Source organism: Serratia sp. CoH_122_TC_1, assembly GCF_058191755.1.
On record NZ_JBXWLA010000006.1, the window covers coordinates 61,973 to 78,247 of the forward strand.

Below are 16,275 nucleotides of genomic sequence, written 5' to 3' on the forward strand. Positions count from 1 at the left end.
TGCCTGTAAACCTTCATTTGTGCGTGGACACAGTGTGCCAATGGGCAATGTGAACCCACAGCCCATTCCGGTAAGATGGCTGTTCAGTACCAGCCTATGCAGGAGAGCCGCCATGAGCCATCGGGAACAACAACTGACTTTTGATCCACGTGGACATCAGTTAACCAATATTAACGTCTGGACGCCGGACAGCCAGTGGTTGGCTTACGATGTACGCCCGAATGGGGCTTCCTTCACTGGCTTGAGTATCGAGCGGGTGAACGTCGATAGCGGCGTGGTAGAGGTGGTCTATCGCGCGCAGCAGGGGGCCCACGTTGGCGTGGTAACCGTCAGCCCGGATGCACCGGCTCGCTATGCCTTTATTCACGGGCCAGAGTATCCGGACAGCGTTTGGCATTATGATTTTCATCACCGGCGTGGGGTGATCGTCAGCGAGCCGGATCGTGAATTGGCCATAACGCTCGATGCGATGGATATCACCGCCCCCTTTACCCCTGGTGCGCTACGTGGCGGCACTCACGTGCATGTCTTTAGCCCGGACGGTAGCCGCCTGAGCTTCACCTACAATGACCACGTAATGCACGAGTTGGACCCGGCGCAGGATTTGCGCAACGTGGGTGTGGCTGTGCCATTGCAGGGAGTGAACCCGCCGAAGCAACATCCGCGTGAATATGACGGTAGCCATTACTGTGTATTGGTGAGCGAGACGACATCGCAGCCACAGCCAGGCAGCGACCAAATTAACCGCGCCTATGAAGAAGGTTGGGTCGGTCAGCGTGGTTATACCCGGCCTGATGGGCGGCAACAGCGTTGGGCGCTGGCATTTATCGGCGATACGCTTTCCAGCAGCGGTGAGAAGCTACCTGAGGTTTTTATTGTAGATCTGCCACAGGATGATACCGATTATGCCAAAGCCGGAGCCAGGCCGTTACAGGGCACCGCACGCCATTTGCCTGCACCGCCGTTGGGAGTGCGCCAACGCCGGTTGACGTTTACCGGCCAACGCTGTTACCCCGGTGTTGTGACCACGCCTCGCCACTGGCTGCGCAGTTCGCCCGACGGTAGCATGATCGCCTTTCTAATGAAGGATGATAGAGGGGTTGTGCAATTGTGGACAATCTCACCCAATGGCGGTGACCCGCGGCAGATCACCCATGGTGAACACGGGATTCAGTCGGCATTTAGCTGGCATCCACAGGGGGGCAGGATCGCGTTGGTGTGTGATAACAGCCTCATGGTGTGTGAGGTCGCAAGTGGCCGAATGCAGCGCCTGACACAGCGTACTGCGCTACCGCCGTCGGGGGACGCTATCGTGTTCTCACCGGACGGCAATAAAGTGGCGTTTATGCGTGAGATTGGCGGATTCAGCCAGATTTTTGTGGTCGGGCTGTAATCAACCGCGGGCAAGTGGCCCGCGTCTGATACGTTAATGTGGGGTTGTGGTGGCTGCGTGGGCAGGATCGCCGCTGGCGGCCAGATTCTGCTCTTCGCCGCGGAGAATGCGCGCCTTAGGTGAGTCTGAGGTCGCGTCACTGCCAGATCGCATATAGTCGTAAGGCAGCAATACCGTGTCCATGACGGCTGATAACGGCAGATCCAACGCAACCAGTGGCATCATTGCCCAACTGGTGTTGTCATCCTTCAGAATATCCACGCTGGCGCGAGTGCCGGGGTAATAGCCCTGATTTGGGCCAGTGTGGCTCATCACGCTTGAGCAGCCGTTAGTCGCTAACAGCATGCAACTGGTTGCTATCACTCTCATCGTTTTCATTATTATTCCATCCTGCAGGGTGCTGTTCCCCAAAATCTGCTGATCTATAACATCTTGTGGATGTTTTAAAAGGAGCAAGGACCCGCTCTGTGGCAGTAGTCTCAGTTTATTGTAAGGGATAAAAAAAATTTCGCCGAACTGATTGTCATTTTTTTGATCGTCGCCAGTTGAAATGCTGAAAGCAATCCCCATTTTCTTATCAGTACCCAATTAAGAATTCGCCGTAAGGGAATTCCGATTATTTAGTCTGTCCCGTGTGGAAGGCTTAATTATTAAACCTCGCTGAAGTGTCTTAGGAGGCTGTTTTATGCGCAATTTTGATCTTTCCCCACTCTATCGTTCCGCGATTGGTTTTGATCGTTTGTTTAACACGTTAGAGGCAAGCCAAAGCCAGAGTAATGGCGGTTATCCTCCTTATAACGTTGAACTGGTAGATGAAAATCATTACCGCATTGCGATAGCGGTAGCCGGGTTTGCCGAGCAGGAGCTGGAAATAACCAGCCAGGATAATCTGCTGATTGTTCGCGGCGCTCATAATAATGAACCGGCGGAAAGAACCTACTTATATCAAGGTATTGCCGAGCGGAACTTTGAACGTAAATTCCAGTTGGCCGAGCATATCCAAATTAAAGGCGCCAAGCTGGAAAACGGTTTGTTGTATATAGATATGGAACGAATTGTTCCAGAAACATTAAAACCGCGCCGGATCGAAATTAAATAATTCCTATTTCATCGGTGGAATGAATCGCCGGTGGGACGTTAGTTAACTTGCCTGCCGTCAGGGGGCAAATTAAACATAATCTCGCTTCATAGAAGGAGTTTACACTATGCGTAATTACGATTTATCCCCACTGCTGCGTCAGTGGATTGGTTTTGACAAACTGGCCAGTTCAATGGGCGGTCAGGAGCCGCAAGGGTTCCCGCCTTACAATATCGAGAAAAGCGACGACAACCATTACCGCATTTCTCTGGCGTTGGCCGGGTTTAAGCAAAGCGAGCTGGATATTGAGGTTGAAGGCCCACGGCTGACTGTGCGGGGCAAACCGACGCCACCAGAAAAACAGGTGGAATATCTGCATCAAGGGCTGGTGTGTAAAGAGTTTACGTTGACCTTCACGTTGGCTGAGCATCTGCAGGTGTCAGAAGCCCAGTTTGAAAACGGCCTTCTGCATATCGATCTGGTGCGTCAGGTTCCGGAAGCCCTGCAGCCGCAGCGTATTGCCATCGGCACCACGCCGGGGTTGGAATCAAAATAACCGACTGAAAAACGGCAAAATTATACGGGGGAAGTCCAAACGGACTTCCCCCGTTGCATTCTGTGGCGCACCCCACAGTCGTACCTTCCCGCTTATGCCAAAATCCTTGTTAATTGTGCGTATTTAATCGCAAAACCGGTTGTTAAACTTCTGGCAAGGATGTGACCAATGAGCGAAATCGCCCTGACCGTCAGTATGTTGGCGTTGGTGGCCGTTCTCGGGCTGTGGATGGGTAACTGGAAGGTCTACGGAGTTGGGCTGGGTATTGGTGGGGTGTTGTTCGGTGGCATTATCGTTGGGCATTTCGCCCAGAGCTGGCAGCTCAATCTTAATGGCGACATGCTGCACTTTATTCAGGAGTTTGGCCTGATCCTGTTTGTTTATACCATTGGTATTCAGGTCGGCCCTGGTTTCTTCTCTTCGTTGCGGGTATCCGGGCTGCGGCTCAACGGCTTTGCCATTTTACTGGTGTTGCTCGGTGGGGGCGTGGCGGCGGTGGTTCACAAATTGTTTGCCGTACCACTGCCAATCATTCTGGGCGTGTTCTCCGGCGCGGTCACTAATACGCCAGCGCTCGGGGCCGGGCAGCAAATTCTTACCGATTTAGGATCAGATCCTGCACTGGTCGATCGCATGGGGATGGGATACGCCATGGCGTACCCGTTCGGCATTTGCGGCATTTTATTGGTGATGTGGCTGATACGCCTGTTTTTCCGCATCAATATCGAGCGAGAGGCGCAGATCTTTGAAAGCAGCCTGGGCAACCAGCGCGAGCTGCTGCATACCATGAACGTCGCGGTGCGTAACCCCAACCTGCAGGGGATGGCAATCAAAAATGTGCCGCTATTGAACGGTGAAGACATCATCTGTTCACGCCTGAAACGCGGCGAGCTGCTGATGGTACCGGCACCGCTCGAGAAGCTGGAGCTGGGCGACTACCTGCATCTGGTGGGCAAGCGTGAAAATTTGGAAAATGCCCGGTTGGTGATTGGCGAAGAAGTAGACGTTTCACTGTCGACACGCGGTACGGAGCTGCAGGTGGTGAGAGCGGTGGTGACCAATGAAAAAGTCTTGGGCAGCAAAATCCGCGATCTGAACCTGAAGCAAAAATACGACGTGGTGATTTCACGTCTCAACCGTTCTGGGGTGGAATTGGTTGCCGGCAGCAATGTCACGCTGCAATTTGGCGATATCCTCAACCTGGTTGGGCGGCCGGAGTCCATCGAGGCGGTGGCGGCCATTGTCGGCAACGCTCAACAGAAGCTGCAGCAGGTGCAAATGCTGCCGGTATTTATTGGCATTGGTTTGGGTGTGCTGCTGGGGTCTATTCCACTGTTTGTACCGGGTTTCCCGGCGGCATTGCGATTGGGGCTTGCCGGTGGGCCGTTGGTGGCGGCCTTGATCCTCGGGCGTATTGGCAGCATCGGTAAGCTGTATTGGTTTATGCCACCGAGCGCCAACCTCGCGTTGCGCGAACTGGGCATTGTGCTGTTTCTGGCGGTGGTGGGGTTGAAGTCAGGGGGGAACTTTGTCGATACCTTGATTAATGGCGAAGGATTGGAGTGGATCGGTTATGGCGCGCTGATTACGGCTATCCCACTGCTCAGTGTGGGCGTGTTGGCGCGGTGGGTGGGTAAGATGAATTATCTGACACTGTCCGGCATGCTGGCAGGTTCAATGACGGATCCACCGGCGCTGGCCTTCGCCAACGGCCTGCACCCGACCAGCGGCGCTGCTGCGTTGTCTTATGCCACGGTTTATCCGTTAGCGATGTTCCTGCGTATCATGTCACCGCAGTTGCTGGCGGTGCTGTTCTGGGCGATGTAAGACGATGGGGCGCACGTGTTGAACGGTGCCCCATCGCTATGATCAGTTCGCCTCTTGGTGAGCGCGTTCGATCTCTTCCGCCAGTATGGCTACGCCGCGCTCAATCTTCTCTGGGTCAGGCACGTAGTTCATGCGCATACACTGATGGGTGTGTGGCCATTCATGCTCCAACCCCGGGAAGAAGTAGTGCCCTGGCACCATCAGCACACCACGCTTTTTCAGGCGTTGATACAGCAATTCGGTGGTGATCGGCAGGTCCTTAAACCACAGCCAGAGGAAAATTGCCCCTTCCGGTTTGTGGATCAGGCAGCGTTCTGGTGACAGGTAGCGGCGAATGATCTCGATCGTGTGCTCAACGCGCTGTTTGTAGAACGGACGGATCACCTCGTTGGACAAGCGCAGCAAATCACCACGTTCGATCATTTCTGTCGCCATTGCCGGGCCCATGCTGCCCGGTGACAGGCTGATGATACCGTTCATGTTGGTCAGCGCACTGATCACCTTCTCGTCAGCGATCACAATACCGCAGCGTGAACCCGGCAGGCCGAGTTTCGACAGACTCATACATAAGATGATGTTGGGGTTCCACAGCGGTGTTGCGTCGCTGAAGATGATGCCTGGGAAGGGTACGCCATAGGCGTTATCGATCACCAGCGGGATATTACGTTGTTGCGCCAGCAGGTCGAGCTTCATCAGCTCTTCGTCGGTGATCACGTTACCGGTTGGGTTCGTGGGGCGTGACACACAGATCATGCCGATATCATCGCCAATATTCAGATGTTCGAAATCAACGTGATACTTGAACTGGCCCTCTGGCAGCAATTCGATATTAGGCTTGGCCGACACAAACAGGCCTTCGTCCAACCCTGCATCGGCATAGCCGATATATTCCGGGGCCAGCGGGAACAGCACGCGGCGGCGGCTGCCGTCGGCGTAACGCCCGGCAAACAGGTTAAACAAGTAGAAAAACGCACTCTGACTGCCGTTTGTCAGTGCAATATTCTGTGGTGAGATCTGCCAGCCGAGTTCATCGTGCAGCAAATTGGCCAGCGCTTTCAGTAAAGCGTCTTTGCCCTGCGGGCCGTCATAGTTACACAGAGCCTCAGTCAGTTTGCCTTGATCGAGCATGTCCTGGCACAGCTGTTTGAAGTAGCTTTCCATCTCTGGAATCTGTGCCGGATTGCCGCCGCCGAGCATGATGGCACCGGGGGTGCGCAGGCCTTCGTTCAGGTCATCCATTAAACGGGTAATGCCCGCATAACGGGTAAATTTGTCGCCGAAAAGTGAAAAAGTCATAGGTGCAGCTGTATTGTTTTTAGCAGGTAATCGCCCACCATACCGCCAGACAATTTCTGGTGCAATGCAGTTCATAAATCAACCACCAGGAGTAAATTTTACCTGGTGGTTTTAATTAAGCATATTACGCTAAATTATTGTGACCGATCGCCAACCCATACCACCATGACCTTATCGCCATTGAGCTGGCGGCTAAAAGCGTAGTAGCGTGAAGTGTGCTGCGATTGCTGTGTACCGGAGCCAATCGCCGGGTGGCGGGCGCGGAATTGCCCTAGTCGTTGCCAGTGCGTCAGTAACGGGGCTTTGTCGCCGTTGAGCTCGTTCCAGTTCATATCGGAACGCGTGCCCTGCAGCGGATCTGAGCCTGTGGGCCCAAGTTGGCGGCCACTTTCATCTCCGTAGTAAATCTGGACCGCGCCGGGGGCCAACAGCAGCAGGTCGGCGGCACGTTGCTGCAGCGCCAATGACCCTTTGGCATCGCTGGCGAAGAACAATCGCGTATCGTGTGAGGATATATAGCTCAGCACGTTGAAATCTTGCAACTTGTCCGCCATCTGCTGGTAGGTGTCATCGATGCTGGAGAAACAGCTCAGTGCCTGTGACGCCTGGTCCTGGAAATCAAAATTGATCATCGCGTCGAAGCCATTCTGGTAATAGTCGCTTTTCATCACGCCATGGCCCCAGGCTTCTCCGGTCATCCAAAATGGGCTGTTATCCAAAGCCTGTTGCGGATGGGCGGCTTTCCACTCAGCCAGCGCTGCCGTGGCGCGTTGTTTCAGCAGCGCCAGCGTGGGTTTCTCCACGTGCTTGGCCGTATCGACGCGAAAGCCGTCGATGCCGTAGTCACGTACCCATTGGCTAAGCCAAATGGTCAAGTAGTCGCGGGGGGTGGCACCGGGAATATCCCGTGCGGCAGTATCAGGTTTATGGCGATAAAACAGCGGTAAACCGCTGGCTCCGGGCGCTTCAGTTTTGATGTCCGGGAGGAAGGCCAGCGACAGGGTAAGATCGTCGTAACCCGGCGAGTCATAGTCGCCGATATCGGTACGGATCCAATTTTTTCCCCACCATTGGCTCCAGCCGGCCTTGTCGCTGAAGTTGATATAATCGTTGAAACTGTGCCAGTTCTGCCCTGCACCGGGTCGCCAGTCCCCCCAATTCTTGCCCAGCGTTTTTTCAATCTCTGTCCCCTTCAGATACAGCGAACCGAACTGGAAGGTTTGCATGTCCGCTAACGTGGCATAACCGACATGATTCACCACCACATCAAACAGGATACGAATACCCCGTTGGTGAGCCTGCTCAACGAGAGTACGCAGGTCTTGTTCGCTGCCCATGTTGGCATCGAGTCGTGTCCAATCCAGCGCATAGTAGCCGTGGTAGGCGTAATGCGGGAAGTCGCCCTTGGTGCCGCCGCCAACCCAACCGTGGATCTGCTCTAACGGCGAACTGATCCACAGCGCGTTGACGCCGAGTTGTTGCAGGTAATCCAGTTTTTGCGTCAGGCCAGCCAGATCGCCGCCGTGAAAGGTGCCGATTTCCTGCATGCCGTCACTGCGACGGCCGTAGCTGTGGTCGTTGGCAGGGTTGCCGTTGTTAAAGCGATCGGTGAGGGCGAAATAGACCGTGGCGTTGTGCCAGTTGAAAGGTGCAGGCTTCTCGCTGCCGGCAGACTCCAGCAACAGCAATCCCCCGCTGTTGGCGGCGGGCAGCAGGGTGATTTTGCCTTGGTTGACCTTTGCCGTTTGGCCTGAATAGAAATCACGCACCGACTCGCCTTCGGCAAAGGTTGCCGTTACGTCAAGGGTGACGGGGTTGCCGTCCCAACGTTGACAGGTACGCGCGATTGCAGCGGTCGTGGTTTCCTGTGCGGTTTTTAGACTGAGTTGTAGCGTCGGAGTGCCGCTGCGGGTGTCGACACGCACCTGGTATTCCCCGGCGCGGAACAACCGCCAGGTGGCCGGTGGGTTATCGCTGCAAGGCTGAAGCGACAGGGTTTGATTCAGTTTCACCGGCTCGGTGGGCTGCCAGCACTGCTGATCCTGATAAATCTTCAGCGGCAGCTCGCCTTTGGCCAGCGTGGCGTGGCTGGTGAATAAGCCACTGGTGGATTCATCAAACGTCGGGAAGCTTTGCAGCGTCCAGCTTGCCATTGCGGGCGGTGACAGCAGCATCAACAGGGGCAGGGTTAAATTTTTCATAGCTCTCCGTACGCGTGGCAGGAAGCGTTTTTTTGTAGGGTAATGCCCAGTGTGACAAGTGACGAATAAATCGCCTCATCCCAGCGAGAGATTTTCGGGGAGGAGAAGGTGGGGGGATATAAGAAAAAGAGAGGGGCGGGAAAACGCCCGCCCGTTAACACTATTTTTTCAACAGCTGCGGGTTAACGCAGTTTTCAGTTACCGTGCCGGTTAATGCGGCTATCAGGTTGTCCACGGCGCAGGCAGCCATGCCGTAGCGGGTTTCATGGGTAGCGGACCCAATATGCGGCAGTGCCACCACGTTTGGCAGCGTCAGCAGCGGTGATGACACCGGCAATGGCTCTTTTTCGAATACATCCAGCCCGGCGGCGTGGATGGTGCCATTTTGCAGCGCTTCGATCAGCGCGGCTTCGTCCACGACGGGGCCACGGCCAGCATTGATCAGAATGCCGCTTTTTTTCATCTTCGCTAATTGATCACGGCTGATCATATGGAAGGTTTCATCGGTCAGCGGCAGTGTAATACAGATGAAATCAGACTCGGCCAACAGCGTATCGAGATCGCAACGGCGGGCGTTAAAGCGTTGCTCTGCCTCCTCATGCGTGCGGCGCGCGTTATACAGCACCGGCATACCAAAACCGAAGTGTGCACGTTGTGCCAGCGCCAGGCCGATACGGCCCATACCAAGGATGCCGATAGTTTTATGGTGTACGTCGACACCAAACCAATCTGTACCGATGCTGCCTTGCCATTCGCCGGCTTTTACTCGCTCTGCCACTTCCACGACTCGGCGTGCTGTCGCCAGTACCAAGCTCATGATGGTGTCGGCGACGGTTTCGGTGAGTACGGTAGGGGTATGCATCAGCAAGACGTGATGGGCGTTCAGTGCATCAACGTCAAAGTTATCGTAACCGACGGAAATGGTTGAGGCCGCACGCAGTTTGGGTGCCTGCTGCAGGAAGGCCTCATCAATTTTGCCGCCGGAACCGATAATCCCTTCCGCTTGTTGCAATGCTTGGCGCAGTGCATCGCGGTTATCCGGGTTCAGGCCATCAAAGGCATGCACAGTGAAGTGCTGTTCCAGTCGTTCACGCAGATCGGTGGGAATGCTTTTGTACAACACGATAGAAGGCTTCATCACGAACTCCAGCAGTACCCTCCGTCTTTCAGGCTGCAGCGTTGTTGGCTTTAAACACCGGCTGCAGCCTGAAATCCATTGGGTTTGTTCAACAGAAAGTAAATTATAACGAGACTACGCCAATTGCGGTTGGGCCTCGTTACGAGCCGGCTTGACGACCAGCGTCAGCACGACCGCCACCAACAGGGCAATGGCCATAAACATATAGGAGGCCGCCGGGCTGCCGGTCGCACCGTTCAGGTAACCGACGAACCAGGAACCGAAGAAAGAACCCAGTGCCCCCATGCTGTTGATCAGCGCCATAGCGCCACCGGCAACGTTTTTCGGCAACATCTCAGGAATGATAGCGAAGAACGGCCCGTAAGGGGCGTATATGGCCGCACCGGCAATGACCAGCAAGGTATAAGAGATCCAGAAATGGTTGGCACCGACGGCGTAAGAGCCGAAGAAAGCCAGCGCACCAATCAACAGCAGCGGCCAGACGAACAGCTTACGGTTTTGCATTTTGTCGGAAGCCCAGGACACCAGGATCATGGCGATAGTCGCTGCCAGATAAGGTACCGCGGATAGCCAGCCGGCCTCCACCATTCCCATCTGCATGCCACTGCGCAGGATGGAGGGCAGCCACAGCACAAAGCCGTATACGCCGATACTCCAGGCAAAATATTGAACGCACAGCAAGATCACGTTGCGTGAGCGGAAGGCTTCGCTGTAATTACGCACCGCTTTAATGCCTTTTTGTTCTTCTGCCAATTGTTGCTGCAAGGCCAGCTTTTCGTCATCACTCAGCCAATTGGCCTGTGCTGGTTTGTCTTTAGCCAACACCCACCAGCAGAAGGCCCAAATAACCGCAGGAATGCCTTCGAAGATGAACATTTCACGCCAGCCGTAGGCGTGGATCAGGTAGCCGGAAACGACGGACATCCACAGCACGGTCACTGGGTTGCCGAGGATCAGGAAGGTATTGGCACGTGAACGTTCTGATTTAGTGAACCAGTTACTGATATAAATCAGCATCGCCGGCATCACGGCGGCTTCTACCACTCCGAGAATAAAGCGGATCGCAGCCAGCATTGGGATATTGCTGACCATGCCGGTCAGGGAGGCACAAGCCCCCCACAGGATCAGACACCAGAAGATCAGTTTTTTAACGCTACGGCGTTCGGCATAAATTGCGCCAGGGATCTGGAAAAAGAAATAGCCGAGGAAAAACAAGGCGCCCAGCAATGACGACATGCCTTTGGTGATACCCAGATCGTCATTGATGCCGGCAGCGGAGGCAAAGCTAAAATTGGCTCGGTCGAGATAGGCCAGGCTGTAGGTGATAAACACGATGGGCATGATGTACCACCAGCGTTTAGCCGCGATAGTCGCTTTGTTCATGTTCAGATTCCTTCAGTGGTGTCGTATTCCCGTCGTCTTCCACGCTGCAGCGCTGCTGACTGCGTTTGCCCATCCCTGTGACTTAATTCAGCGTCTGGGGTAAGCGAACGGGTTGCAGCATGAAAGTCACTGGGTATCGTTATCTCCCAACGCAATCTGGTTGTAGGGCCAGAGGTACACGTCATAAGGAGAAGTCTGTTTACCGATTATGTTTGTTATTACCCTAAATCATTCGAGTTGCAGGCAGGGCAAGAGCACTCACCTGCAGCTTGAAGCATGACGGGTATATTTATTCGGCCAATGCCGCGCGGGTCGGTAGCCCTTCGCTGTCGCCGATGGCCTGGATCGCCAGCGAGCCGATTTTATTGCCGCGTTGTACCGCTTGTTTCAGCGTTTTGCCTTCCAGCAGGGCGCTGATAGTGCCGACGGCAAAACCGTCTCCCGCCCCCACGGTATCCACCACGTTGTTGACTTTGATTGCGGCGACCGCCGCCTGATCGCCTGCTGCAGTTTTAAACCAGGCGCCCTCTGGACCGGTTTTGATGATCACTGCCTGCACACCACGCTCCAGGTAAAAATCGGCGATGCCTTCTGGTGTTGATTGGCCCGTGAGGATTTGTCCTTCTTTCAGCCCCGGCAACACCCAGTCGGCGGCAAACGCCAGTTTATTCAATTGCTCGATCATCACCTGCTGGCTGGACCACAGCACCGGGCGCAGATTCGGGTCAAATGAAATGGTTTTTCCCATGGCGCGCATTTCTCGGGCGGCATGGTGACACAGCGCCAACGATTGGCCGGACAGGGCTGCTGCAACGCCGCTCAGGTGCAGATGGCGTGCGGAGCCGAAATAATCGCGGTTGAAATCGTCGACTGATAGGTGGCTGGCTGCCGAGCCTTTGCGGAAATACTCCACACTGGGATCGGTACCATCCGTGGTTTTAGATTTGATCTGAAAACCGGTCGGGTAATTGCCATCTACCGTGGCCTGTTGCGCGTTAATGCCTTCTTTTTTGAGCTGTTGCAGGGTGAAACGACCGAAAGTATCGTTGCCCACCCGGCTGACCCAACCGACGTTCAACCCCAGGCGTGCAAGGCCGATCGCCACATTCAGCTCGGCCCCTGCAATGCGTTTGGTGAAGGTTTCTACATCCGCCAGATCCCCGGTTTGTGTTGCCACGAACATCGCCATGGCTTCACCCAAGGTGACGACATCCAATGGCCCGTTATGTGCAGTTGCTAGCATGGTCATGATGTTTACTCCGCACGCAGAAGGTTAACGTAGTAGCGGGTGACCTCTTCCAGGTTGTCGCCTTGCAACGGGAATTCAATGCCGCGGGGTGCATCCAGCGGCAAGCGGGTCAGCAGATCGCGCCAACTGCCATCGCTGTCGTCCAGCGCGACGGCTCGCCAACCGCGTTGGCCATGGGTTGCAGCCTTAACGTGGACATAGCTGACGTGGCGCGCCAGGCGTTCGGCAGCGGCGAAGGCGTCTTGCCCCACCCAGAGCCAGTTGGCCATATCGAACGTCATGCTGACAGGCAGGCGGTTATCTTCCGCAGCGTGGAAAAAGGCATTGAGCTGCGACAAAATGCCGCAGTCAGGGGTTTGGTCATTTTCTACCACCAGGCTGACCGGATGCTGTTCCAGCGCCACTTTCAGTTCAGTAAAATCGAAGCCCGGCTGGTAGTGGCCCAACGATAATTTTAACTGACGTGCATTCAGGATTTGGGCTTCTGCCAGCAGTGCCGGCAAGTTAGGATTCAGCTGGTGCTGCGGAGTAAACAGGGCTTCAGGTGCGGAATAAACGGCGAACAGCTGGTGTTGTTCGATGGCCTTGGCCAGCGCTGGCAGGCTTTGCAATTCCTGTTCAGAAAACAGTTCACGGCGGATCTCGACGCCGTCGGCATCGGCATCGGCAATAATGGGCAATAAAGCGCTTTGGCCGCCGAGCTGCCGGACGGTATCGGTGCCGTAGGCACCGGTCACCACGATAATTTCTCTTGTCATCTTTTGTGCTCCTGAGGTGGCGTTATTCCCACCGCTGCTGTTAACTACACGTTAAATGGTACCGGTTCCATTCGAAAGCGACAGAATGTAAAAATATGATCGCAATCACGAACATGAGCAAAAAATAATCTGGGTAGTGTGGTGAGGGCGCCACAAACCGCGCCCTGACAGGAAAGAAGAGGGTTATCGGGTGGTGGAGCCGCGCACGATCAGTTCGCCGGGGAACATCTGTTCGCTGATGGGGGTATCCAGCCCTTGAATACGTTGCACCAATTGTTCAAGTGCGGCATGGCCCATTTGATAGGTGGGTTGTTTCAGCGTGGTGATGCCGACACCGGCCAGTTCGGCCCACTCCAGCTCGTCAAAACCCAGCAGGCCAATATCGCTACCCCATTGGATACCCAGGCGGCGCATGGCACGTGCCACCTGAAGCGTCAGGGCGCCGTTGGCGGAAATCACCGCTTTGCGCATGCCACGATGGCGGGTATTGAAGTTGCTGAGTACGTCTTCCAGTTGCTTCACGTCGTTAAGCGGGGTTTCTGCCTGCTCAGCCAATAATCCGCCATGTTGCGCCATGGTTTGATTAAAAGCGTGCAGTCGCTCCAGCCGGGTATTCACCGTGCCGATCGGTTCGCTGAGGAACAAAATGGCTTCGAATCCCTGTTGCAGCAGGTGCTCCGTGGCGACAGTTGCCGCTTCGTGGTTATTGAGGCCCACGACGTCACAGGCGAAATCATGAATTTTGCGGTCGATCAGCACCATAGGCAGCATGGATTGTTGCAGTGTCGACAGTGCCTCTTCGCGCATACCAACGGCATTAACCACAATGCCTTCTACCCGATAGCTGCTGAGCAGTTGCAGGTAGTGCTGTTCTTGGTTGACCTCATTGTTGGTGTTACATACCAACAGGGTAAAACCGTGCTGGCGGCAGGCCGCTTCGATGCCGCGCATGACGTCTACTGAATAGGGATTGGTGATATCGGCGATGATGAGCCCAATCAACCGGGTTTGTCCGCCCTTCAGGCTACGCGCCATCTGGCTGGGCCGATAGTCGAGCTGGTGGATCGCCTGTTCAATACGCTGTTTGAGATCGTCAGAAAGCAGGTGCTGCTCACCATTCAGATAGCGCGACACGCTGGTTTTACCTGTCTTGGCGGTTTTCGCCACATCGCTAATGGTGGCTCGCCCCGAGGCGCGTATTGCCTTAACACTGCTCACAGCCGATCTCCCCTGTGGTTAATTGCCAAGGAGACTAACACACCCGATGCGGAGCCGGGAATGTTCAATGGGAGACAGTCAGGAATGCGGGGATAAGTAGCGGCGGGGCATAACACCCCGCACGAGATTACTGCAGTGGGCTGAGCGTGATCTCAACGCGACGGTTTTGCGCTTTGCCTTCTGCCGTGCTGTTGGAGGCGATCGGGTTATCCGGGCCGGCACCTGACGTACGGATACGGTTTGCCGCCACACCCTGAGTGATCAGCGCACTGCCAACGCCGTCGGCGCGTTGCTGCGACAAGGTCATATTCAGTGAACGGGAGCCGGTGCTGTCGGTATAACCGATCACGTTAACTGCCGTTTTCGGATATTCCTTCAGAACCATGGCAACGCCGGTCAGGGTGTTGGCGCCTGCCGGTTTGAGGGTGGCGCTGCTGCTGTCGAAGGTGACATTGTTCGGCATGTTCAGCACGATATTGTCGCCCTGACGGGTGACGCTAACGCCAGTGCCTTTCATTTTGTCGCGCAGTTTGGCTTCCTGCACGTCCATATAATACCCTGCGCCGCCGCCAAGGGCTGCACCGGCCGCCGCGCCGATCAGCGCGCCTTTGCCGCGATCTTTCTTCGATGAGGACAGCATGCCTACGCCTGCGCCCAATGCCGCGCCGATCCCTGCGCCAATACCGGATTTGCCGGCTTCAGATTCCCCGGTATACGGGTTAGTGGTACAGGCAGACAGCGTGAGCGCAACGCTCACCGCGCCGGCAATAATCGCAATGCGTTTTTTCATGTTTTTTCCTTTGTGGCATCAGAATCTGTGTGCGTCAGTCCAATTTGGGGGACGCTAAAAAAACCATTGGCAACCCGGCATACCGAGCTGCGGCGCTACTATGACGCGTATCCTCTCCAGCAGTTCCGGAAAGAAACGTGACAAATTATAAGTAGCTACAGGCTGCGGCAGTTATCCGGGAAAAAGCAGGGGAATACTATGCAGCGGATTCTGAATTGAGCGCACTTCGGAGCGGAGTGCGCCATTTTTAACCAAAAGTGACAGAGTTTAACGCGTGGATGCCCAGTTCATGATCAACGTATAGGCCTGAGTTTCTTCATTAAACAGGCGTTGTGTGACCTGGAAACCTTGCTTGTGGTAGAACGCGCAGGCCCGCAGATTTTGCTGGTACACTTCCAGGCTTAGCTGAGGGTAACGTTGTTGTACGTGCGCCATTAGCGCCTGAGCGACGCCATGCCCGTGAAACGCCTGTTCAACAAATAACGCACCAATGAAGCGTTGATCCAACACGCTGATAAACCCGACGATCTCCCCCGCATGCCAATATGCCCAGCTATGTGCTCGCGGCAGGTAGTTTTCCCGCACCAGGGTTTCGCTTTCCTGCCAGTAGCTTTCTTTTACAAATGGATGGGCTGCGACAGTGCTGGGCAACCACAGGGCCATCAACCGTTCAATATCGGACGGCTGACATGGGTGGATCAATGCGGCTTTGGGTAGCAGAGGCACCCTGTTAGATGATCGTTCACCAGCCCGCTGGCTTGCATAAAGGCATAGCAGGTGGTGGAACCAATAAATTTGAAGCCGCGCTTTTTCAGCGCTTTGGACAAGGCGTCTGAACGTTCGGTTTTCGCTGGCACCTGGGCGAGTTCTTGCCAGCGATTGAGTTGAGGTTCGCCATCGACAAATGCCCAAATAAAGGTGACAAAATCCTCACCGGCCGCTTCCATCGCCAGATAGGCCCGGGCGTTGGCAATGATGGCTTCAAGTTTGCCCCGGTGGCGGATGATACCGCTATTTTGCATCAGCGCTTCCACCTCTTGTTCGCCCATGGCGGCTATCCGGTGCGGATCGAAATTGTGGAAGGCACGTCGGTAATTTTCACGTTTTTTAAGCACGGTGATCCAGGACAGGCCAGCCTGTTGCCCTTCCAGGCACAGCATTTCAAACAGTTCGTGCGCATCCGTGGTCGGCGCCCCCCATTCCTTGTCGTGATACTCGAGGTATAACGGATCTGCCGTCACCCAACCGCAACGTTCGCTGGTCATACTGACTGTCCTTATGCTGTGTTTATCTACAGTAATCATCGCCCGAAGCGGTGAACTTGGCAAGCCCCTGATTGTTTTATCATCAGCCAGCTTGACGTGACGAAAAAGCCAGCAATATTTACT

Annotated in this window: 15 protein-coding genes; 4 read left to right on the top strand and 11 right to left on the bottom strand. The window is 54.9% G+C overall.

What is annotated here, in order from left to right:
- The first annotated feature begins 112 nt into the window (after positions 1–112).
- The gene (locus AC2FC2_RS09300; protein WP_209638049.1) at positions 113–1,393 is read left to right on the top strand and encodes a YidR family protein; all 1,281 of its coding nucleotides are present in this window, start codon (positions 113–115) and stop codon (positions 1,391–1,393) included.
- A gap of 33 nt (positions 1,394–1,426) precedes the next feature.
- Here AC2FC2_RS09300 and AC2FC2_RS09305 read toward each other — a convergent pair whose 3' ends face one another.
- Complete coding sequence (locus tag AC2FC2_RS09305; protein WP_209638047.1) at positions 1,427–1,771, bottom strand: YceK/YidQ family lipoprotein; 345 nt, start codon at positions 1,769–1,771, stop codon at positions 1,427–1,429.
- 307 nt (positions 1,772–2,078) lie between these two features.
- Here AC2FC2_RS09305 and ibpA point away from each other — a divergent pair, with 307 nt between their 5' ends.
- From ibpA to AC2FC2_RS09320, 3 genes are all read left to right on the top strand, one after another.
- Positions 2,079–2,492 (top strand): small heat shock chaperone IbpA, encoded by a 414-nt coding sequence (ibpA, locus tag AC2FC2_RS09310; protein ID WP_209638045.1) that lies wholly within the window; start codon positions 2,079–2,081, stop codon positions 2,490–2,492.
- Positions 2,493–2,598: 106 nt separating this feature from the next.
- The gene (gene ibpB, locus AC2FC2_RS09315) at positions 2,599–3,027 is read left to right on the top strand and encodes a small heat shock chaperone IbpB (protein WP_037421171.1); all 429 of its coding nucleotides are present in this window, start codon (positions 2,599–2,601) and stop codon (positions 3,025–3,027) included.
- Positions 3,028–3,195: 168 nt separating this feature from the next.
- Positions 3,196–4,854, top strand: a complete 1,659-nt coding sequence (locus tag AC2FC2_RS09320; RefSeq protein ID WP_209638043.1) for a putative transporter — start codon at positions 3,196–3,198, stop codon at positions 4,852–4,854.
- A gap of 42 nt (positions 4,855–4,896) precedes the next feature.
- On the opposite strand, the gene AC2FC2_RS09325 is transcribed toward AC2FC2_RS09320, so the two are convergent.
- The 10 genes from AC2FC2_RS09325 to AC2FC2_RS09370 form a co-directional block, all read right to left on the bottom strand.
- Entirely contained in the window at positions 4,897–6,150 is a 1,254-nt protein-coding gene (locus AC2FC2_RS09325) for a valine--pyruvate transaminase (protein WP_209638041.1), read from the bottom strand.
- Positions 6,151–6,284: 134 nt separating this feature from the next.
- Entirely contained in the window at positions 6,285–8,351 is a 2,067-nt protein-coding gene (locus AC2FC2_RS09330; protein WP_490659114.1) for an alpha-amylase, read from the bottom strand.
- A gap of 160 nt (positions 8,352–8,511) precedes the next feature.
- Positions 8,512–9,489, bottom strand: a complete 978-nt coding sequence (ghrB, locus tag AC2FC2_RS09335; protein WP_209638038.1) for a glyoxylate/hydroxypyruvate reductase GhrB — start codon at positions 9,487–9,489, stop codon at positions 8,512–8,514.
- 114 nt (positions 9,490–9,603) lie between these two features.
- Positions 9,604–10,872 carry an MFS transporter gene (locus AC2FC2_RS09340; RefSeq protein WP_490659115.1) on the bottom strand — a complete coding sequence of 423 codons (1,269 nt, stop codon included), beginning with the start codon at positions 10,870–10,872 and terminating at the stop codon, positions 9,604–9,606.
- Positions 10,873–11,161: 289 nt separating this feature from the next.
- Complete coding sequence (locus tag AC2FC2_RS09345) at positions 11,162–12,121, bottom strand: sugar kinase (RefSeq protein ID WP_490659116.1); 960 nt, start codon at positions 12,119–12,121, stop codon at positions 11,162–11,164.
- 5 nt (positions 12,122–12,126) lie between these two features.
- Entirely contained in the window at positions 12,127–12,879 is a 753-nt protein-coding gene (locus AC2FC2_RS09350) for a sugar phosphate isomerase/epimerase family protein (protein ID WP_209638032.1), read from the bottom strand.
- Positions 12,880–13,062: 183 nt separating this feature from the next.
- Positions 13,063–14,097 carry a LacI family DNA-binding transcriptional regulator gene (locus AC2FC2_RS09355; RefSeq protein ID WP_490659117.1) on the bottom strand — a complete coding sequence of 345 codons (1,035 nt, stop codon included), beginning with the start codon at positions 14,095–14,097 and terminating at the stop codon, positions 13,063–13,065.
- A 127-nt stretch (positions 14,098–14,224) separates the two neighbouring features.
- On the bottom strand, positions 14,225–14,887 hold the full coding sequence (locus AC2FC2_RS09360; protein ID WP_209638030.1) for an OmpA family lipoprotein: 663 nt from the start codon (positions 14,885–14,887) through the stop codon (positions 14,225–14,227).
- 267 nt (positions 14,888–15,154) lie between these two features.
- The gene (locus tag AC2FC2_RS09365) at positions 15,155–15,589 is read right to left on the bottom strand and encodes an N-acetyltransferase (protein ID WP_209638136.1); all 435 of its coding nucleotides are present in this window, start codon (positions 15,587–15,589) and stop codon (positions 15,155–15,157) included.
- A complete protein-coding gene (locus AC2FC2_RS09370) occupies positions 15,586–16,152 on the bottom strand; it encodes a DNA-3-methyladenine glycosylase I (RefSeq protein ID WP_209638028.1) in 567 nt (188 codons plus the stop codon). The genes AC2FC2_RS09365 and AC2FC2_RS09370 overlap by 4 nt, the downstream gene beginning before the upstream one ends.
- Positions 16,153–16,275 lie beyond the last annotated feature (123 nt).